General features: G+C 73.0%; 20 protein-coding genes. 13 read left to right on the top strand and 7 right to left on the bottom strand.

Annotated elements, in window-relative coordinates:
* The first annotated feature begins 140 nt into the window (after nt 1-140).
* The 5 genes from AB0C28_RS15625 to AB0C28_RS15605 all read left to right on the top strand — a co-directional run bounded on the left by AB0C28_RS15625 (nt 141) and on the right by AB0C28_RS15605 (nt 7,019).
* Nucleotides 141-1,154: a GNAT family N-acetyltransferase gene (locus AB0C28_RS15625; RefSeq protein WP_358074917.1), complete on the top strand. Its 1,014-nt coding sequence runs from the start codon at nt 141-143 to the stop codon at nt 1,152-1,154.
* Nucleotides 1,155-1,206: 52 nt separating this feature from the next.
* Complete coding sequence (locus AB0C28_RS15620; protein ID WP_358074914.1) at nt 1,207-3,477, top strand: glycoside hydrolase family 6 protein; 2,271 nt, start codon at nt 1,207-1,209, stop codon at nt 3,475-3,477.
* Nucleotides 3,478-3,711: 234 nt separating this feature from the next.
* Entirely contained in the window at nt 3,712-5,022 is a 1,311-nt protein-coding gene (locus AB0C28_RS15615) for an MFS transporter (RefSeq protein WP_357837091.1), read from the top strand.
* 9 nt (nt 5,023-5,031) lie between these two features.
* Nucleotides 5,032-5,697 carry a response regulator transcription factor gene (locus tag AB0C28_RS15610; RefSeq protein WP_357837094.1) on the top strand — a complete coding sequence of 222 codons (666 nt, stop codon included), beginning with the start codon at nt 5,032-5,034 and terminating at the stop codon, nt 5,695-5,697.
* Nucleotides 5,694-7,019 (top strand): HAMP domain-containing sensor histidine kinase, encoded by a 1,326-nt coding sequence (locus tag AB0C28_RS15605; RefSeq protein WP_358074911.1) that lies wholly within the window; start codon nt 5,694-5,696, stop codon nt 7,017-7,019. Before AB0C28_RS15610 ends, AB0C28_RS15605 begins: the two co-directional genes overlap by 4 nt.
* 39 nt (nt 7,020-7,058) lie before the next feature.
* Here AB0C28_RS15605 and AB0C28_RS15600 read toward each other — a convergent pair whose 3' ends face one another.
* The gene (locus AB0C28_RS15600) at nt 7,059-7,976 is read right to left on the bottom strand and encodes a TAXI family TRAP transporter solute-binding subunit (RefSeq protein WP_358074908.1); all 918 of its coding nucleotides are present in this window, start codon (nt 7,974-7,976) and stop codon (nt 7,059-7,061) included.
* A gap of 26 nt (nt 7,977-8,002) precedes the next feature.
* Here AB0C28_RS15600 and AB0C28_RS15595 point away from each other — a divergent pair, with 26 nt between their 5' ends.
* The gene (locus AB0C28_RS15595) at nt 8,003-8,773 is read left to right on the top strand and encodes a Mut7-C RNAse domain-containing protein (protein ID WP_358074905.1); all 771 of its coding nucleotides are present in this window, start codon (nt 8,003-8,005) and stop codon (nt 8,771-8,773) included.
* Here AB0C28_RS15595 and AB0C28_RS15590 read toward each other — a convergent pair.
* Entirely contained in the window at nt 8,734-12,432 is a 3,699-nt protein-coding gene (locus AB0C28_RS15590) for a protein kinase (protein ID WP_358074902.1), read from the bottom strand. The two genes, AB0C28_RS15595 and AB0C28_RS15590, sit on opposite strands and share 40 nt — an antisense overlap.
* A gap of 46 nt (nt 12,433-12,478) precedes the next feature.
* Between AB0C28_RS15590 and AB0C28_RS15585 the strand changes: the two genes are divergently transcribed.
* Nucleotides 12,479-15,055 carry a BTAD domain-containing putative transcriptional regulator gene (locus AB0C28_RS15585; RefSeq protein WP_358074899.1) on the top strand — a complete coding sequence of 859 codons (2,577 nt, stop codon included), beginning with the start codon at nt 12,479-12,481 and terminating at the stop codon, nt 15,053-15,055.
* Between the two features lie 81 nt (nt 15,056-15,136).
* Here the strand turns inward: AB0C28_RS15585 and urtE are convergent, their stop codons facing one another.
* The 5 genes from urtE to urtA are packed head-to-tail and all read right to left on the bottom strand — an operon-like array spanning nt 15,137 to nt 19,677.
* Complete coding sequence (gene urtE / locus AB0C28_RS15580; RefSeq protein WP_346106387.1) at nt 15,137-15,826, bottom strand: urea ABC transporter ATP-binding subunit UrtE; 690 nt, start codon at nt 15,824-15,826, stop codon at nt 15,137-15,139.
* Nucleotides 15,804-16,553 (bottom strand): urea ABC transporter ATP-binding protein UrtD, encoded by a 750-nt coding sequence (urtD, locus tag AB0C28_RS15575; RefSeq protein WP_357837111.1) that lies wholly within the window; start codon nt 16,551-16,553, stop codon nt 15,804-15,806. Before urtD ends, urtE begins: the two co-directional genes overlap by 23 nt.
* Nucleotides 16,537-17,571 carry an urea ABC transporter permease subunit UrtC gene (urtC, locus tag AB0C28_RS15570; protein ID WP_358074896.1) on the bottom strand — a complete coding sequence of 345 codons (1,035 nt, stop codon included), beginning with the start codon at nt 17,569-17,571 and terminating at the stop codon, nt 16,537-16,539. The genes urtD and urtC overlap by 17 nt, the downstream gene beginning before the upstream one ends.
* 49 nt (nt 17,572-17,620) lie before the next feature.
* Nucleotides 17,621-18,469, bottom strand: coding sequence for an urea ABC transporter permease subunit UrtB (gene urtB / locus AB0C28_RS15565; protein ID WP_358074893.1), 849 nt, complete (start codon nt 18,467-18,469; stop codon nt 17,621-17,623).
* Between the two features lie 2 nt (nt 18,470-18,471).
* On the bottom strand, nt 18,472-19,677 hold the full coding sequence (urtA, locus tag AB0C28_RS15560; protein ID WP_358074890.1) for an urea ABC transporter substrate-binding protein: 1,206 nt from the start codon (nt 19,675-19,677) through the stop codon (nt 18,472-18,474).
* Nucleotides 19,678-19,876: 199 nt separating this feature from the next.
* On the opposite strand from urtA, the gene AB0C28_RS15555 reads away from it, so the two are divergent.
* Genes AB0C28_RS15555 through AB0C28_RS15530 form a run of 6 tightly spaced genes read left to right on the top strand, consistent with a single transcriptional unit; the run spans nt 19,877 to nt 24,673 of the window.
* Nucleotides 19,877-20,179, top strand: coding sequence for an urease subunit gamma (locus AB0C28_RS15555; protein WP_106236048.1), 303 nt, complete (start codon nt 19,877-19,879; stop codon nt 20,177-20,179).
* Complete coding sequence (locus tag AB0C28_RS15550) at nt 20,176-20,487, top strand: urease subunit beta (RefSeq protein ID WP_357837124.1); 312 nt, start codon at nt 20,176-20,178, stop codon at nt 20,485-20,487. The genes AB0C28_RS15555 and AB0C28_RS15550 overlap by 4 nt, the downstream gene beginning before the upstream one ends.
* Nucleotides 20,480-22,255 (top strand): urease subunit alpha, encoded by a 1,776-nt coding sequence (locus AB0C28_RS15545; RefSeq protein ID WP_357837127.1) that lies wholly within the window; start codon nt 20,480-20,482, stop codon nt 22,253-22,255. The genes AB0C28_RS15550 and AB0C28_RS15545 overlap by 8 nt, the downstream gene beginning before the upstream one ends.
* Nucleotides 22,255-23,157 (top strand): urease accessory UreF family protein, encoded by a 903-nt coding sequence (locus AB0C28_RS15540; protein ID WP_357837130.1) that lies wholly within the window; start codon nt 22,255-22,257, stop codon nt 23,155-23,157. Before AB0C28_RS15545 ends, AB0C28_RS15540 begins: the two co-directional genes overlap by 1 nt.
* A 17-nt stretch (nt 23,158-23,174) precedes the next feature.
* Nucleotides 23,175-23,849 carry an urease accessory protein UreG gene (ureG, locus tag AB0C28_RS15535; protein ID WP_357837133.1) on the top strand — a complete coding sequence of 225 codons (675 nt, stop codon included), beginning with the start codon at nt 23,175-23,177 and terminating at the stop codon, nt 23,847-23,849.
* Nucleotides 23,849-24,673 (top strand): urease accessory protein UreD, encoded by an 825-nt coding sequence (locus tag AB0C28_RS15530; protein ID WP_358074887.1) that lies wholly within the window; start codon nt 23,849-23,851, stop codon nt 24,671-24,673. Before ureG ends, AB0C28_RS15530 begins: the two co-directional genes overlap by 1 nt.
* Nucleotides 24,674-24,701 lie beyond the last annotated feature (28 nt).

Here is a 24,701-nt window from a genome sequence, read left to right as displayed (position 1 = left end):
CGGACCAGCCCCCAGGTGAACCGGATGCGGCTCTCCCCAGTAAGACCACAGGTGGGCAGCCACCGCCGGTGAACGGGTGGTGGGGCACCACGCGGTAAAACCATTCGCCCCGGCCGGTGGGCGTGCGTTTGGCTGAGGGCATGCGGATCCAGCCCATCGCCATCGCCGACCGGCCGGGCCCCACCGGCGCCCGCCGCCCGGAGGACGACCTCGTCGCCGGCCTGTACGCGGCGCACACGGCGGCCTCCACCGACGTCCCGGGGCCCGAGCTGTCCCTCGCCCGGTTCCGCCGCGACGTCTGCGCGCACGCCCCCTCCGCCCGGGCCGAGGCCTGGGCTCTAGTCGACGGCGACGGCGACGGCAAGGTCGCCGGCGGCTACGCCCTGTCGCTGCCCCAGTCCGACAACCGGCACATGGGCTCGATCTTCCCCCTCGCCGTCCGCCCGGAGCACCGCGGCCGCGGTCTCGGCTCCATGCTCTTCGGGCACGCCCTCGACCGCATGCGCGCGCACGGCAGGAGCCTGCTCCTCACCGTGACCCCCGTCGCCGGCACGGGCACCCGATTCGCCCGCGCGCACGGCATGACCGTGGCGCTCGCGGAGGCGCGCCGCGTCCTCGACCTCCGCGACGCCGACTGGGCGGCCCTGCGGGCCATGTACCCGCCGGTCGAGGGCTACAGTTTGGAGAGCTGGGTCGGCCCGGCGACGCCGGAGTTGCTGCCCGATCTCTCGGCGGTCAAGGCCGGCATGAACGACGCCCCGCGCGACAGCGGCGTCGGTGCCATCGACTATGGCATCGACCTCGTGCGCGCTTACGAAGAACGCATCCCGTACGCCGACGAGACCTGCTACACCACGATCGCCCGCCGGGACCGCGACGGGGCTCCCGCCGGATACACCCGCATCTTCGTCCCGACCGACCGCGCCGGCGGCTGGGCCGAGCAGGGGGACACGGCCGTGCTGAGCGAGCACCGGGGCCACCGCCTGGGGTTGGCGCTCAAGCTCGCCAACCTGTTCCTGATGCGGGCGAACGAGCCCGCGATCGACCGCGTCATCACCTGGAACGCCACCTCCAACGCCCACATGGTCGCCATCAACGAGGCCATGGGGTTCGTGCTCTTCGACGAGTGGACCGGATGGCGGCTGTCGCTCTAGCCGGGCGGACGGCATGGATCATCCGTCGCCTCCTTGGCTAACCTGACGGTCTATGACCGTGCGGGCACTGAGGGACGAGGATCCGCGGCAGGCAGGGCCGTACGCGCTGCTCGGGCGGCTGGGCGAAGGCGGCATGGGCGTCGTCTACCTGGGGCGGGGGCCTGACGGCACCCGGGTGGCGGTCAAGCTGATCCACGCCAGGATGGACGCGCACTCCGACTTCAGGCGGCGGTTCGCCCGCGAGGTGGAGGCGGCCAAGCGGGTGGCCCGCTTCTGCACCGCGCCCGTGCTGGACGCCGACGTGGAGGGTGAGACGGCCTACCTCGTCACCGAATACGTCGAAGGTCCCAGTCTCGCGGACGCCGTGCGCGACTCGGGCCCGCTGACCGGCTCGGCCCTCGACGGGCTGGCCGCCGCGATGGCGATGGCCCTGCACGCCATCCACGGGGCCGGGGTCGTGCACCGCGATCTCAAGCCGTCGAACGTGCTGCTGTCGCAGGTCGGGCCCAAGGTCATCGACTTCGGGATCGCGCGGCTGGCGGACGCCGAGGTGAGCAGCGCGATCGTGGGGACGCCGTCGTACATGTCGCCCGAGCAGGTGGCGGGCTCCGACATCGGCCCGGCCTCCGACATCTTCTCCTGGGGCTGCACGGTCGCCTTCGCCGCCGGCGGCGTGCCGCCGTTCGGGTCTGGCTCGATCCCGACGATCCTGCTACGCATCGTCAACGAGCCGCCCGAGCTGCGCGGCCTGTCGGGGCCGCTGCGTGAGCTGGTGCTGGCGTCCCTGACCAAGAACCCCGGCCGGCGCCCGACGGCCCAGGAGCTCATGGACCGGCTGAGCGCCGCCAACATCACCGCCCCCGGCCCGGAACCCACCCCCTCCGGCCTGGCAACCCCGGCACCACCATCGCCTGTCGCAGGCAACCCGGCACCGGCACCCGACGGCACCGGGACCACCCCACCTCACGGCGCGGGCGCCACTCCGCCTCCAGGCACCGGCGCCTTGCCGCGTTCCGGCACCGCCCCTTCACCGTCCGATACGACCCCACCGCCTCCCGGTGCACCGCTGCCGCCCCCTGCCATCGAGCCGCCCGCCTCCTCGCCGGTGCGGCGCAAACTTCTGGTCGCGGGCACCGCCGTGGTGCTGGCCGTCGCCGGTGTCTCGGCGGCCGTCGTGCTGCGCGACCGGGGCTCGTCGGCCGCCAGGACCACCCCCGCCGCCGGCGACACCCCCGCTGTTCAGACCGAGTCGGCCGTCCAGGCCACGACGGCCGCAACGGGCACCCCGCAGTCCCCGGCCACCCGTCAGAACCCCCTCAGAGCCGCCGGCAACGTGACGTTCTACGCCCCCGACGAGCCCAACGCCTCCCGTCAGGCCGAGCTCTGGGAGAAGGACCGCCCGCAGGACGCCGCCCTGATGCGGAAACTCGCCGCGGTCCCCTACGCCATCCGGCTCGGCGAGCCGGAGGTCCGCGCGAAGGTGGACGACACGATCACGAACGCGCGGCAGGAGGGCGGCGTCCCCGTCTTCCTGATCAACCGCATGCCCGGCAGCGACTGCCGCCGCCCGGCGACCACCGCCGAGATGCGGACGTACCAGGACTGGATCAGCGGCATCGCGCGCCAGATTGGCCCGGCCCCGGCGGTGGTCGTCCTGGAGCCCTCCAGCCTGGTCAAGCTCCCCGGCGCCGCGAACTGCCCGGTCCCCGACGACGGCGGCCGGCGCTACCGCGACCTGCGCCAGGCGGTACGCAGCCTGAAGGCCGGCCCGCGCACGGCCGTCTACCTCGACGGCGGCCAGGCGCTCTACCCGGGCACCGAGACCATGGCCGGGCGGCTCATCGGCGCGGGCGTGGACGAGGCGGACGGCTTCATCGTCAACACCTCCGCCTACACGGCCACGGACAAGAGCGTCGCGTACGGTGAGGAGCTGTCGGCCTGCATCGCCGTCCGCCTGAAGACGAAGGGCGCAGACTGCCCGAAGGACGCCGACGTCGACCCCGCGTCCATGCCGCACTTCGCCGTGGACACCTCGAGGAACGGCCGCGGCTCCTGGCGCACGGACAAGCCCTACAAGGACCCGCAGACGTGGTGCAACCCGCCGGGCAGAGGCGTCGGCGAGCGGCCGACGACGGAGACGGGCGAGGAACTGGTGGACGCCTACCTGTGGGTGGCCAGGCCGGGCACCTCCGACGGCCGGTGCCGGCGCGGCACGAACGGGGAGAAGGACCCGGAACGCGGCGTCGCGTCCCCGGAAGCGGGCCAGTGGTGGGACGCCCTGGCGCTGGAACGGGCGAAGAACGCCAGCCCCCCGTTGCGCTGAGGTAGCGGGAGGATGCCGGCCCAGCGTCGGTCTGAGGTAGCGGGAAGACGCCGGCCGAGCGTCGCGCTGAAGCAGCGAAACCGCCGGCCCCGCGTAGCGCTGAGGTAATGCACGCGTAAGAACGCCATGTTAAGCGCACGTTAGATCTGACGCCCGCTCCCTTGTCCGAACATCCTTCTGACGTAAGGCTCTGGCCAGCAGCTACTCCCCCCAGAAGCCCCCCGGAGGTATTTCGTGAGCAAGGCCCGCGTGCCGTGGAAAGCCGTGCTCGGCGGCTCGATCGGCAACATGGTCGAATGGTATGACTGGTTCGTCTACAGCAGTTTCGCCATCTATTTCGCCGCTTCCTTCTTCCCCGACGGCAACGACACGGCGAAGCTGCTCAACACCGCCGCGATCTTCGCCGTCGGCTTCTTCATGCGCCCGCTCGGCGGCTGGCTGCTCGGCCGCTACGCCGACAGGAAGGGCCGCAAGGCGGCGCTCACGCTCACCGTCACGCTGATGTCGGCCAGCGCCCTGCTGATCGCCATCGCCCCGACGTACGAGGCGGTCGGCTACTTCGGCGCGCTCGTGCTGGTGGTGGCGCGCCTGCTGCAGGGCCTGTCGGTCGGCGGCGAGTACGCGGCCAGCGCCACGTACCTCACCGAGGCCACCCCGCGCGGCCGGCGCGGCTTCGCCTCCAGCTTCCAGTACGTCTCCATGACCGCCGGTCAGCTCGTCGGCCTCGGCCTGCAGATCATCCTGCAGAACTCGATGTCGAAGGAGGCGCTGAGCTCCTACGGCTGGCGCATCCCGTTCGTGGTCGGCGCGCTGGCCGCCGCGGTCGTGTTCTACCTGCGCCGCAGCCTGCTGGAGACGGAGGCGTACGACGAGGAGGAGCGCGAGACCTCGCAGGGCCGCGGCACGATCGCGCAGCTGCTCGCGCACAAGAAGGAGGCGCTGCTGGTCATCGCGCTGACGATGGGCGGCACGGTCGCGTACTACACCTACACCACCTACCTCACCAAGTACCTGTCGAACACGGCGGGCCTGGCCAAGGAGACGGCCACGCTGGTGAGCTTCTGCGCGCTGTTCATCTTCATGTGCCTGCAGCCGCTGGCGGGCGGGCTGTCGGACCGGATCGGGCGCAGGCCGCTGCTGATCACGTTCGGCATCGGGTCGATGGTGGGGACGGTGCCGCTGATGACCGCGCTCGGCGGCGTGCAGGGCTTCGGCGGCGGCCTGGTGCTGTCGCTGATCGGGCTGATCATCGTCACCGGCTACACCTCGATCAACGCCGTGGTGAAGGCCGAACTCTTCCCGACGCACGTGCGCGCGCTCGGCGTGGCGCTCCCGTACGCCATCGCGAACGCCCTGTTCGGCGGCACCGCCGAGTACGTGGCGCTGTGGTTCAAGGACAGCGGCATCGAGTCCGGTTTCTTCTGGTACGTCTCCGGCTGCGCCGCCGTCTCCCTCGTCGTCTACCTCTCCATGCGCGAGACCAGGGACGCCGCGCTCTCCCGCGCCGAGCAGGCCACGGCGGAGTCGGTGCCGACGCGCGTCTAACCTGACGGCATGCGAGTTCTCCTGGTCGAGGACGACGATCGGCTCGCGTCCGCGCTCACCACGGCCCTCGACCGGCACGGCCACCAGGTCACCAGGGCGGGCCTGGCCGTCGACGCCCTCCGCCTGGCGGGGGGCGCCGACTTCGTCCTGCTCGACCTGGGACTGCCGGACATGGACGGGCTCGACGTGCTGCGCCGCCTGCGCCGGGTGTCGGCGGTGCCGCTGATCGTGGTCACGGCCCGTACCGAGGAGCGTGAGGTGCTGCGCGGCCTGCGGTCGGGGGCGGACGACTATCTGGTCAAGCCGTTCCGTACGGTCGAGCTGATGGCGCGCATGGAGGCGGTGGTCCGGCGGGGCACGCGCCCGCGCCCGCCGCGCGATGACGTGGTGAGCGTCGGCGACGTCCGCATCGACCTGGAGTACCGGCAGGTCACGGTGGCCGGGCGGCCGGTGACGCTGACGCGGCGCGAGTTCGACCTGCTGGCGATGCTGGCCCGCGAGCCCGGCGTGGTGCGCGGCAGGGAGGAGATCCTCGACGAGGTCTGGGGCGACCCGCTGCTGTCGGCCTCGCGCTCGCTCGACGTGCACGTGGCCAACCTGCGCTCCAAGACCGGCCGGCCCGGCCTGGTGGAGACGTTGCGCGGGACCGGCTACCGGCTGGGCTCGACGGCGTGAACTCGCGGCTGGTGGTCACGTTCACGACGCTGATCGTGTTCCTGGTGGCGGCGCTGGCGGTGCCGCTGGGCCTGGCCTACGCCTCCCACAGGACGAACCGCCTGCTGCTCGACCGCCGCGCCGACGCCACCCGCTTCGCGGAGCTGGCCGACCAGGCCGCGCGGGACGACGACCGCACGGGGCTGCTGTCCGAGATCACCCGCTACGCCGACCTGTACGGCGCCGCCGTCCGCGTACGTGACCGCGACGGCTCCATCCTGCTGACCGCCGGCAGTTTCACCGCCGACGACGGCGACGCCCTGCGCCTGGCGTTGTCCGGCCGCACGACCGAGGACCTGCCCACGATCAGCCCGTTCGGCCCCGACACGGTGCTGCTGGCCGAGCCCGCGGGCCGGGACGCGCAGTTGTCCGGGGTGGTGTTGCTGCAGGCCCCCGCCGGCCGGGCCCGCCTGGAGGTGAGCCTGGTGTGGGCCGCGCTGGCGCTGGGCGCGCTGCTGATGCTGGGCGTCTCGACGGTGGCGGCCAGGCGGCTGGCGCGCTGGATCCTGCGGCCGGTCACCGAGCTGGATCGCACCACGCGGGCCATCGCGCAGGGCCGGATGGACGCGCGGGCGCATCCCGGCGCGGGCCCGTCCGAGCTGCGGCGGCTGGAGGAGCGCTTCAACGCGATGGCGGACGCGGTCGCGGGCGCGATGGAGCGGCAGCGGGCGTTCGTCGCCGACGCCTCGCACGAACTGCGGACGCCGCTCACGGTGCTGAGCCTGCGGCTGGAGAACCTGGAGCCGCATCTGCGCGCCGAGGGGACGGCCGAGTTCGAGGAGGCGATGGCCGAGCTGGACCGGCTGGCGCTGCTGGTCGAGGATCTGCTGGTGCTGGCCAGGGTGGAGGCGGGCGCGGGGGTCGAGGGCAAGGAGGTCGCGCTGGAGCCGCGGCTGGGGGTGTGGCGGGAGGTGTACGCGGCGAAGGACGTACGGCTGACGACCGACATTCCCGAAATGTCGGTCGTGCCGGAGGCGGCGGCCAGGATCGCCGACATCGCCCTCGACAACGCGCAGAAGTTCGTCCCCGCGGGCGGCACCGTGACCGTCACCCTGCGCGAGGGCGTGCTGCGGGTGGCCGACGACGGGCCGGGGCTGAGCGAGGAGGAACGCGCGGAGGCGCAGGCGCGCTTCTGGCGCTCAGGAGCGCACGCGAACGTGCCCGGCAGCGGCCTGGGCCTGGCCATCGCCGCCGAACTGGCCAGAGCCTGCGGGGCCACGCTCGAACTGCGTCCGGCAGACCCGGACGGCCTCGTGGTCGAACTCCGCCTGCCCGAGCCGTAACCGCCTCCCCGCCCGGGTCCCGCCGCTCAACCGCGAACCTCACCCGTAGACGGCGCGGTAGTAGCGCGCGGCGCCGGCGTGCAGCGGCACGACCCCGGTGCCTATGGCGTAGCGCCGGTCCAGTCGTCCCCCGGGGGCCGACGGGGCCTGCAGCCGGTCGCGGGCGGTGAAGAGGGTCTCGGTGATCGTGTACGCCAGGTCGTCCGGCAGCGAGGTCCGGCACATCAGGTAACTGGGCGTGCCCACGGTCGGCACGGCCCTGGGTCCGCCGTACGCGCGGGCGGGCACGGTGGCGTCCTCGTACACGGGGCCGAACTCGCGTCGCAGCACCGGCACCAGCGACTCCAGCGGCAGCAGCCGGATGTCGTCGAGCTCGGCCAGCGCGGGCGTGGGCACCCCGCCCGACCAGAAGAACGCCTCGACCCGGCCCGCGCGCAGCGCGCCGATGGAGGCGTCCAGCCCCAGCCTGGTGATCCTGGGCGGACGCCGGAGCCGGGCGGCGGCCAGCACGCGGGTGGCGGTCACCGCCGTCCCCGAGCCCTCCACCCCGATGGACACGGCCCGCCCCGCCAGCCCGCCGATCGCGCTGATCTCTGAGTCCGTGCCGACGACCAGGTGCACGTAGTTCATGTACATCCTGGCCAGCGCGGAGACGGGCTGGTGGCGTACGCGTACGGCGTCGTCGGCACTGTCGGCCAGCGCGAACCCGACGTCGGCGCGCCCGTCGGTCATCATCGTGAGGTTCTGCACGCTGGCGGCGGTCGGCAGCACCCGCACGCCCAGCCCGCCGCGCCGCAGCTCCTCGGCGAGCCGGTCGCCGAGCGCCCCGTACGGCCCGCCAGCGAGCCCCGTCGCCAGCCGCAGTTCGGGCTGCCCGTCGCCGCCGCCCGAACACCCGGCGGCGGCCAGGGCGGCGATCCCCGCCAGCCCGGCGAACGAGCGGCGGGATATCGGCATGAATTCACGGTACTCGGTGTCACAGAATGGACATTGTGACGACCGCACGCCTGCGCATCTCCTCGGAGCTGAGGATGTTCCTGCCCGCGAACCGCCGCCACGAGTGGCAGGAGGTGACCCCCGACGGCACCTCGACGCTGGGCCACCACGTGGAGTCGATCGGGGTCCCGCTGACCGAGGTGGGTCCCATGGTGGTGAACGGCAGGGGCGTGCCGCCCTCCTACCAGCCGGCCGGCGGCGACGTGGTGGAGGTGCATCCGATCCCCCGGCCCCAGCAGCTGCCCGAGGAGCCCCGGTTCCTGCTGGACGTGCACCTGGGCACGCTGGCGCGGCGGCTGCGGCTGCTGGGCGTCGACACCGCCTACCACAACGACATGGACGATCCGGCGCTGGTGGTGCAGGCCAACGAGGAGCGTCGGGTGCTGCTCACGCAGGACCGCGGCCTGCTGCGCCGCCGCGCGCTGTGGCTGGGAGCGTACGTGCGCGGCTCCGCCCCCGCCGACCAGCTCCGCGACCTGCTCGACCGCTTCTCCCCGCCGCTGCGCCCGTGGACGCGCTGCACCGCGTGCAACGGCGTGCTGGCGCCGGTGCCGAAGGAGGAGATCGAGCCGCGGCTGGAGGCGGGCACGCGGCGCAGCTACGACGCCTACGGCCGCTGCGCCGACTGCGGCCAGGTCTACTGGCACGGCGCGCACAGCGACCACCTTGAGGAGATCGTCCGCACGGCCAGAGCCTGGGCGAGCGGCGCCGGCTCCGGTCAGGAGCAGAGGGCGAACGGGTCGACGCCGGGCAGATAGTCCCTCCACTCGGCGGCGGTGAGCGCGCGACCGGCCCGCTCGCACACCGTCACGGCCAGGCGCGCGCCGTCGAGCTCGTGCGTACGGAACGTGCCGTCCACGCCGAGGCTGTGCAGCTTCGTCCCGTCGGCCGAGAAGCCGAGCCACGAGTTGTCGATCTGCGGCGCCGCCAGCCCGTCGTACACGACCCCGATCTGCCGCCCGCTCGCCACGTCCCACAAGCGCAGCCGCGGCCCGCCTTCGTACGAGGCGATCCAGCGGCCGTCCGGCGACCACGTCAGCAGGGTGGCTTCGCCCATCCCGGCCGTCACGGGGAAGGCGCCGAGCCGGGTGCGCAGGTCACGGTCCCAGATGGTGATCCGGTCCGGTCCTGAGAAGGCGATCCTGCGCCCGTCGGGGCTGTAGGCGAACGTGCCCCCGAGCCGTGCGGCGTCGGCGGACACGGGTACGAGGGTGTCGCGTCCTGGGTCGTAGAGCCGCGGTCGCGGGTCCGCGACGAACAGCCGGGCACCGTCAGGGGCGAACTCCATGGGCCCGTCGCCCGGCACGGGGTTTCCCGCGGACGACCTGCGCTTGAGGTCCCGCAGGTCCATCACGAAGAACGCGCCACCGTCCGGCTGCACGGCCAGCGTCCGGCCGTCGGGCCCGAAGGCCAGCTCGGAGACACTGACGGGCTGCTCGGAGGCACTGCCGGCCGGTTCTGAGTCACTGTCGGCCGGTTCGGGGATGCTGTCGGCCGGCTCGGGAGCGTTGTCGTCCTCCTCGGAGGCGCCGGGCGGTTCAGAGGCACTGCCGGGCTGCTCGGAGGTGCTGTCGACCTCATCGGTGACGCTGTATTCCGGTCCTGAGGCACTGTCGGTGAGCCCGAACTGCCGCATGATCCGCCCGGAGGTGACGTCGAGCACGCGCACCACGTCGCCGTCGCCGAAGGCCAGCCGGGTGCCGTCCCGGCTGAAGGCCATCGCCTTCCCCTCGCCCTCCCAGGCGATCGGGCCGGCCTTCCGCGCGCCGGTCGCCGGGTCGAGCAGTTCCAGGGTGCGTAGCTGGTGGGCGGTGAGCGCCGAGGGCTCTCGCTTGACGGCCAGCATCCGGCCGCCGGGCGCCACTTCGAGGGTGACGACGTCGTGGTCGAGCGGCGGGTCGAGCCTCATCGGCCGGTCGAACATCATGGAGACGTCCAGGGTGACGACGCCGCCCTGCCCGTTCAGCACGCGTACGGCCTTGCCCGCCAGGTCGTAGCGGACCTGGACGGGATCGGTCGGCAGCGGGACGGTCAGCATGGTCGTCCAGCCGTCCCACCGCGCCACGGTGAGCTCCCCCGGTGCCCACATGCCGACGTACCCGCCGCCGAAGACGAAATCCGCGGCCTGCAGCGCATCGCCCTCGATGGGCTGCTTCGCCCTACGCGTGACCAGGTCGTACAAGTGCACGATGGGTTTGTCGTGGCGGGGCACGTCCTCGATGAGCGCCAGCGCCCGGCTGTCCTCGCTGAAGGCGGCGGCGATCGTGGTGCCGCTGCCCGGCAGGGAGGGCAGGCTCAGCCGCCGGCCTCGTCGCAGGTCCCACACCTCGGCCGTCCGCTCGCCCGCCGCGACGACCCCGTAGCGGCCGTCGGGGCTGATCCCGGTGAGCGCCGCCCCGCCCGGAGCGGTGAGCTTGGCCCGCCCGGCCACGTCCCACCATTCCACGCCGCCCGACGCGCGCGGCACGGAGAGCAGCCGGCCGGACCGGTCGAACTCCAGCCCGCCGAACCCACCCGCATCCTTCGCGAACGGCTCGCCGAGCGGCCGGCCGGTGACGGTGTCCCACACCCGCACGCCGTCGTCGTCCAGAGCGGCCAGTCGTCGGCCGTCGCGGCTCACGGCCAGCCGGGTCACGCCCGGGTCGAGCCCGGTGACCTCGCGCAGCCGCCGTCCGCTCGCGACGTCCCAGAGCCGGGCGGTGTCGCCCGCCACGGAGGCCAGGACGCGGCCGTCCGGGTCGAGCGCCTGCACGCTCGACGAGTCCACGGACGGGGCCACGAAGACGTCGCTCACGTGCTGGGACGCCGAGTCGAGCAGCGCTCCCCACGCCTCCGTCGTCTCCGGCGACAGCCGCCAAGCCGCCACCGACAGCAGTAGTGCCAGCTCCGGCTCCACCTCGCGCAGCCCGGACGCGCGCAGCGCCAGCTCCTTGGCCCTGGCGTCGTCCCGCTGGCGTACGGACTCCCTGCGCAGGTACTCGGCCGCCCCCAGCCCGCCCAGCGCGACGACCAGCAGCACGGCCAGCGCCGCCGCGATCAGACCGCGCCTCCTGCCGCGCCTGCGCACCTGGGCCGCGGCGGCGTCGAGGTACTCGCGCTCCCGCCTGGCCAGTGTGAGGTCCCTGCGCTCGGCGGCGGCCCAGCGCAGGGTGCGGTCCAGCGGGGTGCCCTGCATCAGGTCGGCGGGCCGCCTGCCGTGACCGTCCCACTCGGCGGCGGCGTCGGCCAGCCGGCGGTGCACGGGCAGCCCGTCGCTGTTGGCCCCCACCCAGTCCCGCAACCGAGGCCAGGCGCGCACCAGCCCGGGCGCGGGCAACTCGAACGTCTCCTCGCGCCGCGTCACGAGGCCCGCGGCGGTGAACAGGTCGAGCATGGCGTCCAGGCCCTCGATCTCCGGCAGCTCGTCACGCCGCACCGGCCGCAGCGCGTCGCCGTCGAGCATGCGCAGGAACACCTCGGGCACGCAGGCCCGCTCCGCCTCGCTCAGCTCGCGGTAGAGCTCCTCGGCCACCGCGCCCAGGCCGGGACCCGCCTCACCGGTGAGTTCAGCGGCCACCCCGCTGCCGCGAACCAGCGGATCGTCTTCCGCACCGGAGCCGTCCCCTGCAGCACCATCACCGTCCCCTGGCAGCTCCGGCAGCCCCAGCAGGCCGAGGAGCACGTCCCTGGCTGCAGGACGGGCGGCGGGGTCGTGCGCCGTGGCGGCGGCCACCAGCGGCGCGATCCCGTCCGGCAGCCCCGAGACGTCGGCGGAGAACTCCAGCACCCGCCCCACCACCGCCATCGGCTCACCCGCCGGAATCGCGTCGCGCCCCCGCGCCGCGAACAGCAGCACCATCGCCCACGCCCACACGTCCGCCGCCCCGGTGGCGGCGCGGCCGGTGAGCACCTCGGGCGCCATGTAGCCGGGCGTGCCCATGGCCGGTCCCGTCGTGGTGGGCCCGCTCTCGCGCGCCACACCGAAGTCGATCACGCGCGGCCCGTCGGGGCCGAGGATGATGTTGTCCGGTTTGAGGTCGCGGTGCACGATGCCGGCCTGGTGGATGGCGGTCAGCGCGGTGGCCACGCCGATCGCGAGCCGACGCAGCGCGCCGGCCCCGTACGGCCCGGATTCGGCCACCGCCTGACGCAGGCTGGGCCCGGGGACGTACTCGCTGACGATGTACAGCGGCGCCGTCTCGACCTGGGCCTCGATCACGGCGGCGGTGCAGAAGGAGGCCACCCGCCGGGCCGCGGCCGCCTCCTTGGCCAGCCGGGCGCGCGCCTCGGGGCCGTCGAGGGTGGGCACTTTGACGGCGACGCGCTCGCCGCTCTCGCCGTACGCCTCGTACACGACACCCTGGCCGCCCGCGCCGAGCCGGCCGGCCAGCCAGTAGCGGCCCAGCCGTCGTGGGTCTGCGGGAGTGAGGGCAGCCATCAAGTGTGCCATTCTGATCGAGATCTCCTCCCCGAAGGAAGGCCGCGTGGAATTTCGCATCATGGGGCCGCTTGAGGTACGCGACGGCGAGGGGCACGACCGCACCCCGACCGTGCCCAAGCACCGCGACCTGCTCGCGATGTTCCTGCTGAACGCGGGCCGCCCGCTGACGGTCGAGCGGCTGCGCAGGCTGCTGTGGCCGCGTGAGGGCGGCGACCGCTCCGACTCCCTGGTCCGCGGCTACGTCGGCGAGCTGCGCAGGCTCGTCGGCAAGGACGTGATCAGCACCGTGTCCGGCTCGTACGTGCTGGCGCTGGGCGACGAGCAGCTCGACGTCGACCGCTTCCGGCTGCTGGTCGACAAGGGCGCCTACGAGGAGGCGCTGAGCCTGTGGCGGGGCGACCTGCTGGAGGACGTCGATCCCGAGGGCGAGCGCTGGGCCGAGACACGACAGCTGCGCGAGGAGCTGGAGGAGCTGCGGCTGCTGGCCCTGGAGCGCAGGCTGCAGGCCGACCTCCACGCGGGCCGGCACCGCGAGCTGCTGGTGGAGTTGCGCCGGCTGACCAAGCAGCACCCGACGTGGCAGCGCTTCCGCGGCCAGTACATGCTGGCCCTCTACCGCAGTGGCCGCCGGGTGGACGCGCTGGCCGCGTACGCGGTGCTGCGCGACCAGCTCGACGGCGGGCACGCCATCGAGCCCGACTCCGAGCTGCAGCTCCTCTACCACCGCATGCTGCACGACGACGTCTCGCTGCACGTCTCGGCGGGGCCGCCGGTGCTGCTGCCGCCGGACGTGCCCGACTTCACCGGCCGCGCCGGCCTGCTCGACCGGGTGCTCGGCGACCAGGTGGTGGTGCACGGCCAGGCGGGCGCGGGCAAGTCGGCGCTGGCCGTGCGCGCGGCCTGGCGCGGGCGCGAGGCGTACCCCGACGGCATCCTGTACGCCGACCTGCGCGAGACGACGTCCCCCGCGGCCGTCCTTGAGGACTTCCTGCGCTGGCTGGGCTGCCCGGCCCAGGCCATCCCCGCGACGCTGGAGCAGCGCGAGCGCCTCTTCCGCGCCTACTGCGCCAACCGGCGGCTGCTGGTGCTGCTCGACAACGCCGCCGACGAGGCTCAGGTACGCCCGCTGCTGACCTCCTGCCCGACGGTCGTGACCAGCCGTTCCCCGCTCGGCGGCCTGGCCGGGGCGACCCGGCTGTCGGTGGGCGTGCTCGGCCCTGAAGAGTCGCTCGACCTGCTGACGGCCGGGTCCGGGCGGCCCGCCGACGCGGCGATGGGCCGGCTGGCCAGGTTCTGCGGCGGGCTGCCGATCGCGCTGCGCATCGCCGCCTCCAGGCTGGCGGCCCGGCCGGAGTGGACGGTCGACTACCTGGTGGGCCTGCTGGAGGACGAGCACGGGCGGCTCGACCGGCTGCACGCGGGCGACCGGACGGTGCGCAGCGTGTTCACCGTCGGCTACGACGGACTGCCCGAGCCGGCCAGGCTGACGCTGCGCGGCCTCGGCGCGCTGTCCGCGCCGGACTTCGCCGACTGGCTGACCGAGCGGCTCGGCGGCGGGGCCGAGGCGCTGGTGGACGCGGGCCTGCTGGAGACGGCGGGCGTGGACGCGGCGGGGCAGGTCCGCTACCGGATGCACGCCCTGACCAGGCTGTTCGCCCGCGAGCAGCCGGTGCAGGGCGTGCTGGACCGGGTGTCGGCGGTGGTGCTGGCCAGGGTGCGGGCCTCCCGGTTCTCCCTGGTGTCGGGCGATCCGGCGACGGCGGTGGCGACCCGTGACATCAGGGAGTCGGTCGAGTGGCTGGACGCCGAGCGCTCGTTCCTGGTGAGCCTGGTCGCCGACCTGCACGACGCGGGCTTCGACGACCCCTGCTGGCGCCTGGCGCATCTGCTGGCGCCCTACCTGGAGCGGCACCGCTTCCTCGACGACTGGCGTGAGGTGTCGCGGCGGGCGCTGGAGTCGGCCCGCCGCTCCGGGGACGACCAGGGCGAGGCGCTCGTCCTGCTCGACCTGGGCGACCTGCATCTCGCCGAGCGCGAATGGGACCTGGCGCACGAGAAGCTGCGGCTCGCGCTGGGCATGTTCCTGCGCCAGGGCCGCACCCGCAAGGTGAACCACGCCCGGCGCCGGCTCGGCCGGGTGCACCTGGAGCGGGGCCGGCTGGACGAGGCCGAGCGGGCGCTGGTGTCGTGCCTGGAGGCGGCGGGCAACCAGCGTGACGCGGCCGACGCCGAGAGCGTGCTCGGCGCGGTGCTGCGCCGGGCTGGCCGCCTCGACGAGGCCGCCGCCCACCTGACCCGCGCCGTCGATCACCTCACCGAGCTGGGCGACCGGCACCGCCAGGCCGACACTCTGCTCGACCTGGCCGCGGTACGCCTGGCGCAGGGCGCCAAGCCCGAGGCCAGGGCCGCCGCCGAGCGGGCCCGCGGCGTCGCCGTCCGCCTCGGCGACCGCCTGCTCGACGCCCACGCCCTGCTGGGCCTGGCCCGGGTGAACCGGGCGGAAGGCGCGGCGGAACGGGCGCGGGAGCTGGCCGGCACGGCGCTGGAGGTCTTCGAGCGAGCCGGCGACCGCCAGGCCGCCGGCAACGCCCGCGCCCTGCTCGCGCAGGTGGCCCGCTAGACGCCGGGCGGTCAGTCGCCGCCCGGCCCTGCTCGCCCGGCCCTGCTCGCCCGGCCCTGCTCGCCCGGCCCTGCTCGCCCGTCAGACGGCCAGCAGCCGGCGGACGTCCTCCTTGTGCAGGTCCCCTGCCGCCCCCGTGCGCACCACGTGGCCGCCGTCGAGGATGACGAACGTGTCCGCCAGCCGGAGCGCGATGTCCAGGTACTGCTCCACCAGCAGCACGGCCAGCCCCGAGGCGTGCAGCCGCTCGATGGCCGCCTCGATCTCGACGATGATCGACGGCTGGATGCCCTCGGTCGGCTCGTCGAGGATGAGCATCCTGGGCCTGGTCACCAGGGCGCGGGCCATGGCGAGCTGCTGCTGCTGGCCGCCCGACAGGTGCCCGGCGCTCCGCTTGAGCAGGGGCTTGAGCGCGGGGAAGACGTCGAGGGCCTCATCGACAGCGCTCCTGGGCTGCTTGGCGGCCTCGACGGTGACGAGCAGGTTGCCCAGCACCGAGAGCTGGGGGAAGCACTGGTGGCCCTGCGGCACGTACCCCATGCCGAGCCGCACCCGCTCGTGCGGCTTGAGCCTGGTGACGTCGCGGCCGTCGAACGTCACCGTGCCCGCCGTCGCGGGCAGCACGCCCATGACGGTGTTGAGCAGCGTGGTCTTGCCGACCCCGTTGCGTCCCATGACGCACACGAGCTGGCCGGGGCCGACCTCCAGCGACACCCCGAACAGCACGCGCGCCCTTCCGTACCCCGACTCAAGGCCGGTTACCGACAGCATCGCTGGCCCTCCTCCCCAGATAGACCTCCTGCACCCGGGGGTCGGCGCTGACCTGGTCGACCGACCCCTCGACGAGCACCTTGCCCTCGTGCAGCACGGTCACCACCGAGGCGTGCCGCCGCAGGAAATCCATGTCGTGCTCCACCACGATCACCGTGTGGTCGTCGGCGATCTCGGTGAGCAGCTCGCCCGTACGCTCGCGTTCGTCCTTGGACATGCCGGCCACCGGCTCGTCCAGGAGCAGCAGTTTCGGCCGCTGCGCCAGCAGCATGCCGATCTCCAGCCACTGGCGCTGGCCGTGCGAGAGAACGCCCGCTGAACGCTCGGCGAGCTCTTCGAGACCCGTCCTGGCCAGGGCCTCCTCGACGGCCTCCGACACGCCGTCGCGCCGCCGGGTCAGCGACCACAGGGGTTTGCGGAAGGTGGCGGCCAGGTCGAGGTTCTCAACCACGGTGAGCGCCTCGAACACCACCGAGGTCTGGAACGTGCGCCCGACGCCCATCCGGACAATCTGGTGCTCCTTCCTGCCGACCAGGTCCGCGCCGCCGAACCGCACGCTGCCCGCCGCCGGCTTGGTCAGGCCGGTGATCACGTCGATGAGCGTGGTCTTGCCGGCCCCGTTGGGCCCGATGAGGAAGCGCAGCTCGCCCTCGGGCACGGTCAGGTCGACGCCGTCGAGCGCGCGGAAGCCGTCGAAGATCACCTGGACGTCACGTAGCTCTAGCATGGCGCAGCCTCCCGGCGATGCTTCGGCTGATTCCGGCGATGCCCTTGGGGGCGAGTGTCATCACCAGGATGAACAGGGCTCCTTGCAGGTAGAGCCAGCCGTCGGCGAACTGCTCGCTGAACGCCGTCTTGGCGTACCCCATGACGACCGCGCCGAGCACGGCGCCGGCCAGTGCGTGCCGGCCGCCCACGGCCACCGCGACGACCAGTTCCAGCGAGGGCACGACGCCGAGCAGCGCGGGCGAGATGATGCCGACGACCGGGACGAACAGGGCTCCCGCCAGCCCGGCCATGCCCGCCGAGACGGCGAAGGTGACGGTCTTGACCAGGGCCGGGTCGTAGCCGAGGAAGCGCACCCGGTCCTCGCCGTCCCTGACCGCGACGAGCAGGCGGCCGTAGCGGCTGTTCACGAGCTGGCGGGTGGCCAGGTAGAGCACCCCGAGCACGCTCGCCACAACCAGGTAGAGGCCGCGCTGGGTGGAGTCCTCGGCCAGGTCCTGGCCGAACAGCTCGAAGAAGTTCGTCATGCCGTTGGTGCCGCCGGTCAGGCCCTGCTGCCCGACCAGCAGGATGACCATGGCGGCGGCCAGCGCCTGGGTGAGGATCGCGAAGTACGCCCCCCGTACCCGCTGCCGGAAGACGAGCGTGCCCAGGATCAGCGCGATGGCCACCGGCCCGAGCACGGCCATGCCGAGCGCGAAGACCGGGTTCGCGAACGGCACCCACAGGGCGGGCAGCGTCTCCACGCCGCTCCACACCATGAAGTCGGGCAATCCGCCCGCTCCGGCCTCGTTGAGCTTGAGGTACATGGCCATGGAGTAGCCGCCGAGCCCGAAGAAGACGCCCTGGCCGAGCGTGAGCATGCCGCCCTTGCCCCAGGCCAGCCCGATCCCGAGCGCGACGATCGCGTAGCACAGGTATTTCGCGAGCAACCCCAGCCGGAACGGCTCCAGCAGCAGCGGCGTGGCCACCAGCGCGATCACGGCCACGGTCGCGAAGGGCAGATGATGTCTGATCACGTGAGCACCCCTCTGACGCCCGATCATGTGAGCGCCCTCTGATGCCCGATCATGTGAGCACCCTCGACCTGAGCACGAACATGCCCTGCGGCCTGATCTGCAGGAACGCGATGACGACCGCGAACACGATCACCTTGGCCAGCGAGGCGTCCGACCAGAACTCGGCGTAGGAGTTGAGCAGCCCGAGCCCGAGCGCCGCGAGCACGGCCCCGCGCAGCTGCCCGAGCCCGCCGGCCACGACGACGAGGAAGGCGTCCACGATGTAGTAGTCGCCGAGCGCGGGCCCGACCGGGCCGATGAGCGTCACCGCCACGCCCGCGACGCCGGCCAGCCCCGATCCGATGAAGAAGGTCAGCATGTCGACCCAGCCGGTGTCGATCCCGCTGGTGGCGGCCAGTTGCCGGTTCTGCACCACCGCCTGGGTCCTGCGGCCGAGCCCGGTGCGGGTGAGGTAGAACCAGACCCCCACCACGCCGGCCACCGCGAGCCCCATGATGAACAGCCGGTTGTAGGGCAGGATGCCGACGCCTCCCGACAGCCAGGTGGGCGCACTCACCTGCACGTTGGGCGCGCCGAACAGGTCGCGGGCGAGCTGCTGCAGCACCAGGCTGACGCCCCAGGTGAGCAGCAGCGTGTCCAGCGGCCGGCCGTACAGGTGCCTGATCGCGAGCCGCTCCAGGACCAGCCCCATGGCGCCGGCGACCACGAAGGCCGCCGGCAGGGCCAGGACGAAGTCCTGCAGCAGGTACGCGGTGTAGGCCCCGGCCATGATGAACGACCCGTGCGCCATGTTGATCACGCCCATCTGCCCGAACGTGAACGTCAGGCCGAGTGCGATGAGCAGCAGCACCGCCCCGATCGAGAGCCCGATCGGCAGCTGGTTGACGAAGGCCGTCATCGTCAGCCCGCCGCCAGGCTCGCGGCCCAGGGGTAGCCCTTCAGGTACGGGTCCGGCTTGATCGGCTTGCCGGAGTCCCACACCTGCTTGATCAGGCCGTCGGGCTGGATGATGCCGATACGGGCGGTCTTGTACATGTGCTGGTTCTCGCCGTCGATGGTGACCAGCCCTTCGGGACGTTCGAGCGCGATGCCCGGGGCGGCCTTCTTGACCGCCTCCACCTCGGTCGTGCCCGCCTTCTTGACCGCCTCGGCCCACAGGTAGACGGCGTTGTAGCCGGCCTCCATGGGGTCGCTGGTGACCTTGCCCGCGCCGTACCTGGCCTTGTACGCCTTGACGAACGCCTCGTTGGCCGGGGTCTCGGTGGTCTGGTAGTAGTTCCAGGCGACCGGCTGGCCGACGATGTTGTCCACGCCGATGCCGGTGACCTCCTCCTCGGCGATGCTCACCGACAGCACCGGCATGCTCTCCGCCGTGGCCCCCGCGCTCTTGAGCTGCTTGAAGAAGGCCACGTTCGAATCGCCGTTCAACGTATTGAAGACCGCGTCCGGCTTGGCGCCCGTGACCTTGTTGACCAGAGTGGAGTACTCGGTGTGGCCGAGCGGGGTGTACTCCTCACCGAGGATCTCCATCCCGTTCGCGGCCGCGTACGCCTTGATGATCTTGTTCGCGGTGCGCGGGAAGACGTAGTCGCTGCCGACCAGGAACAACTTCTTCTTGCCCTGCTCCTTGAGGTAGTCGAGGCCGGGGATGATCTGCTGGTTGGTGGTGGCGCCGGTGTAGAAGATGTACGGCGAGCTCTCCAGCCCTTCGTACTGCACCGGATACCACAGCAGCGCCTTGTAGCGTTCGAAGACCGGCAGCATCGCCTTCCTGCTGGCCGAGGTCCAGCCGCCGAAGACGGTCGCGACCTTGTCCTGCCTGATCAGTTTGGTGGCCTTCTCGGCGAACGTGGGCCAGTCGGAGGCCCCGTCCTCCACGACCGGGACGAGCTTCTTGCCCAGGACGCCGCCGGCCTTGTTGATCTCCTCGATGGCGAGCAGTTCGGCGTCGCGCACGGTGACCTCGCTGATCGCCATCGTGCCGCTGAGCGAGTGCAGGAGTCCGACCTTGATCTCGCTGGACTGGGCGGCGGGTTCGGCGTCGGACCCGCAGGCCGCGAGGGTTAAGAGGAGGATCGCGGAGACAATCGGGCGGGAGATGCGCACAGCCGTTCCTTCCTGCCGACCGGTTCTGCGAGAAAGGTGACTCGGCGACATTTCGCCAGAAGATCCCGATTGTTAATTGGCGATTGCCAAGCGTTCACAATCGCACAAAAACCGTCATGCCCTGCTTCACCGCAGGGCGAAACCAACACGACATGCTCCGGCAACGCCGTGGAAACGGCCGGTTTCTATGGTCCGGGCCATGCGGCTAACCCCACACGAGCAGGAACGGCTGCTCATCCACGTCGCCGCCGGGGTCGCGCGCGAGCGCCAGGCCCGGGGCCTGCGGCTCAACCACCCCGAGGCTACCGCCGTCATCGCCTCCTTCCTCATGGAAGGGGCCAGAGACGGGCGCAGCGTGGCCGACCTGATGGAGGCCGGGCGGTCGGTGCTCGGCCGGGCCGACGTCATGGAGGGCGTACCGGAGATGCTCGACAGCGTGCAGATCGAGGCCACCTTCCCCGACGGCACGAAGCTGGTCACCGTGCACAGGCCGATCCCGTGATCCCGGGCGAATACGTCCATCCGGAGGGCGTGATCGTGCTCAACCCGGGGCGCGAGCGGGTGAGCGTGCGCGTGGTCAACACGGCCGACCGGCCGGTGCAGGTGGGCTCCCACTACCACTTCGCCGCGGCCAACCCGGGGCTGGAGTTCGACAGGAAGGCGGCGTGGGGGATGCGGCTGGACGTGCCGGCGGGGACGGCGATCAGGTTCGAGCCCGGCGTCGAACGGGACGTGACGCTGGTGCCGCTGGCAGGGAATCGGGTGGTGCCGGGGCTGCGGCAGGAGTGGGCGGGGCCGCTCGATGACTGACCAGCCGACCGCACACGGGCCCACCGCCGATGGGCCGGCCACGCACGGGCCCGTCACCCAGGGGACCGCCATCACGCGCGCCCGTTACGCCGCACTCTACGGCCCCACGACCGGCGACCGGATCCGGCTGGCCGACACCGACCTGTTCATCGAGGTCACCGAGGACCGGTCCGCGGGCCCCGCCGGGCACGGCGACGAGGCCGTCTTCGGCGGCGGCAAGGTCATCCGCGAGTCCATGGGCCAGGCCAGGACCACCCGCGCGGAGGGCGCGGCCGACCTGATCATCACCGGCGCGGTCATCCTCGACCACTGGGGCGTGATCAAGGCCGACGTCGGCATCCGCGACGGCCGGATCATGGGCATCGGCAAGGCGGGCAATCCCGACACGATGGACGGCGTCGACCTGGTCATCGGGCCGTCCACGGAGGTGCTGGCCGGCAACGGCAAGATCCTCACCGCCGGGGCCGTCGACTCGCACGTCCACCTCATCTGCCCGCAACTGCTCGACGAGGCCATCGGCTCCGGCGTCACCACGATCGTCGGCGGCGGCACCGGGCCCGTCGAGGGCACCAAGGCCACCACCGTCACCGGCGCCTGGTACCTCGCCCGCATGCTGGAGTCGCTCGACGCCTACCCGCTGAACTTCGCCCTGCTCGGCAAGGGCAACACCGTCAGCGAGGAGGGCCTGCGCGAGCAGCTGCGGGCCGGCGCCTCCGGCTTCAAGCTGCACGAAGACTGGGGCACCACGCCGGCCGCCATCGATGCCTGCCTGAGCGTCGCCGACGCCGCCGGCGTGCAGGTCACGATCCACACCGACACGCTGAACGAGGCCGGCTTCGTCGAGTCGACGCTCGCGGCCATCGGCGACCGGACGATTCACGCTTACCACACCGAAGGGGCGGGCGGCGGGCACGCGCCCGACATCATCCGCGTCGCGGCCTATCCCAACGTGCTGCCGTCGTCCACCAATCCCACCAGGCCCCACACCGTCAACACGCTCGACGAGCACCTCGACATGCTGATGGTCTGCCACCACCTCAACCCGTCGATCCCCGAGGACCTGGCGTTCGCCGAGTCGCGCATCCGGCCGACGACGATGGCGGCCGAGGACATCCTGCACGACCTCGGGGCGATCTCCATGATCGGCTCGGACTCGCAGGCCATGGGCAGGATCGGCGAGACGATCATCCGTACGTGGCAGACGGCGCACGTCATGAAGGCGCGGCGGGGCTCGCTGGGTGGGCCGGCCGACAACCTGCGCGCCCGCCGCTATATCGCGAAATATACGATCTGCCCGGCCATCGCCCACGGCCTGGAGGCCGACGTCGGCTCCGTCGAGCCCGGCAAGCTCGCCGACCTGGTCCTCTGGGACCCGGCCTTCTTCGGGGTCAAGCCCGACCTGGTGCTCAAGGGCGGCGTGGTCGCCTGGGCGCAGATGGGCGACGCCAATGCCTCGATCCCGACGCCGCAGCCGGTGCTGCCCCGCCCCATGTTCGGCGCCGCGCCGGTCACCGCCGCGGCCACCTCGCTGCACTTCGTCTCGCCCGCCGCCGTGGAGTCGGGGCTGGCCGACCGGCTCGCGGTGCGCCGCCGCCTCGCGCCGGTGGCGGACGTACGGGGGCGCGGCAAGTCCGCGATGCCGCTCAACGACGCGCTGCCGCGGATCGACGTGGCGCCCGACACGTTCGAGGTCCGCATCGACGGCGACCTCGTCGAGCCCGCGCCCGCCACCGCCCTGCCCATGGCCCAGCGTTATTTCCTCTTCTGATGCGGCCCGCCCTGCTCCTCCTCACCGACTCCCGGCTCCCGGCCGGGGGTCACGCCCACTCCGGCGGCGCCGAACGCGCCGTCGCGTCGGGGGCGGTGCACGACGTGCCCTCACTGGCGCACTTTCTGCGCGGACGACTGCGCACGGCCGGCACAGTCGCCGCCGCCCTCACCGCCGCCTCCTGCGCCCACGCCTCCATCGGCACGGCCTCCCCAGGCGCGGCCTCACCCGGCACGGTTCCCTCCGGCACGGCCTGCCCAGGCGCGGTCTCCTCCGGCACGACCTCCTCGGGCTCAACCTTCCCAGGCGCGGCCCCCACCGGCGCGGTTTCGTGGGAGGCGCTGGACGCCGAGATGGACGCCAGGACCGCGTCCCCTGCGCAGCGGGAGGCCTCGCGCACTCAGGGCCGGCTGCTGCTGCGGGTGGCCCGCCGGATCTGGCCGTCCCCCGTGCTGGACGAGCTCGCCCGGGCGATCCCGAGCCCGCATCACCCGCTCGCCCTCGGCGCAGCGGCGCACGCGGCCGGGGCCACGCCCGAGGAGGCGGCGCTGGCGGCGGCCTACCACGCGGTCACCGGGCCGGCCACGGCGGCGGTCCGGCTGCTGGGCCTCGACCCGGTGGCCGTGCACGCCGTCCTGGCCGGCCTTGATTCCGACCTGACCGCCGTCGCCACCCAGGCCTGCCTGCCGTCCGACCTCGCCGCCGCCGACGCCGGCCCGGCGACCGGCCGCACCACCGACGCGACCCGAGCCGATCCGGCGTCCGGCGCCGGACACTCCACGGCCGCCGATCCCTTCGCGGCCCTGGCGGCGCTGGAGGCGCTTCCCGCCTGCTCGGCGCCGGCCCTTGATCTTCTCGCGGAACAGCACGCCCGAGCCGAGGTACGGCTGTTCATCTCCTGAGACGAAAGGACCCCTTCATGGGAGCCAATCACGACGACCACCACCACGCCCCCGACGGCCGCGGCCGCGCGCTGCGCCTGGGCGTCGGCGGGCCGGTTGGCAGCGGCAAGACGGCCCTGGTGGCGGCCCTCTGCAGGACCCTGGGCCCGTCGCTGTCCCTGGGCGTGGTGACCAACGACATCTACACCACGGAGGACGCCGACTTCCTGCGCCGCGCGGGCGTGCTCGACCAGGAACGCATCCTCGCCGTCGAGACCGGCTGCTGCCCGCACACCGCCATCCGCGACGACATCGCCGCGAACCTCGACGCCGTGGAGACCCTGGAACACCACTTCGGCCCGCTCGACCTGGTGATCATCGAGAGCGGCGGCGACAACCTGACGGCCACGTTCAGCCGTGGGCTGGCCGACCGGCAGATCTTCGTGCTGGACGTGTCGGGCGGCGACAAGGTGCCACGCAAGGGCGGCCCCGGCGTCACGAGCGCGGATCTGCTGGTGATCAACAAGACCGACCTGGCCCCGATGGTGGGCGCCGACCTCGACGTGATGGCCCGCGACGCGGCCGCGGTGCGCGGCGACCGGCCGGTGCACTTCACCTCGATCCGCCAGGAACCCACCGCCGCCGAGGTCGCCGCCTGGGTCTCCGAGCAGGTACGCGACTGGTCTCACGCCCACGCGGCCCCCGTCTCGTAATGCCACCACCATCGGCCGTCCACCCACCCCCCACCCCGACACTCGCCGCCCCCACGACACCCGCACCACCCGCGGGCACCCGGCGGGTGATGCGGGCGAGTGCCGCCGTCGCGACCGCGCGGGCCGGTGACGGCCGTACCGTGGTGAGCCGCCTGGCCTCGGCGCCGCCGCTGACGCTGCGCCAGACCGGGCCGCACACCGTCCACCTCGTCTCCACCGCCGCGGGCCCGCTCGGCGGCGACAGGCTCGCGCTCGACCTGTACGTCGCCCCCGGCACCACCCTGGAGCTGGGCTCGGTCGCCGCCACGCTGGTCCTGCCCGGCCCGGGTGAGTCCGAGCTGCTGGTCACCGCCCACGTGGGCGCGGGCGGCACGCTCCGCTTCGCCCCTGAGCCGACCGTGCTGGCCGCCGGCTGCGCGCACCGCCTCGTGGTCCGGCTCACGCTGGAGGACGGCGCGAGCGCGTTCTGGCGGGAGGAGATCGTCTTCGGCCGCCACGGCGAACCGTCCGGCCGCTGCCGCTCGCGCTTCGACGTCACCCGCGACGGCCTGCCGCTGCTCAGGCAGGAGTTCACGGCCGGCGACCCGGATTTCGACTCCTCCCCCGCCGTGTACGGCCCCGCGCGCTGCGTCGGCACCACCTTCCTGACCGCCCGCGCCAAGGAGCCGGCCGTGGCCGAGGGCGTCGCGGTGCTGCCGCTGGCCGGTCCCGGCACGCTGGTGTCCGCGCTCGCGAAGGACGCCGTACAGCTGCGGTCACGGCTGGAGTGGGGCGAGCGCACGGCTGTGGCGGATGAGCCGGCCACCGGCGCCACGCCGTGGTGACGACTCCGTTGCGTACGGTGGAGAGCGG

The organism is Nonomuraea sp. NPDC048892 (genome assembly GCF_040649735.1).
Lineage (GTDB): Bacteria > Actinomycetota > Actinomycetes > Streptosporangiales > Streptosporangiaceae > Nonomuraea > Nonomuraea maheshkhaliensis.
Note: the sequence above shows the minus strand (reverse complement) of the source record. Positions and strands in the feature narration are given on the sequence as shown.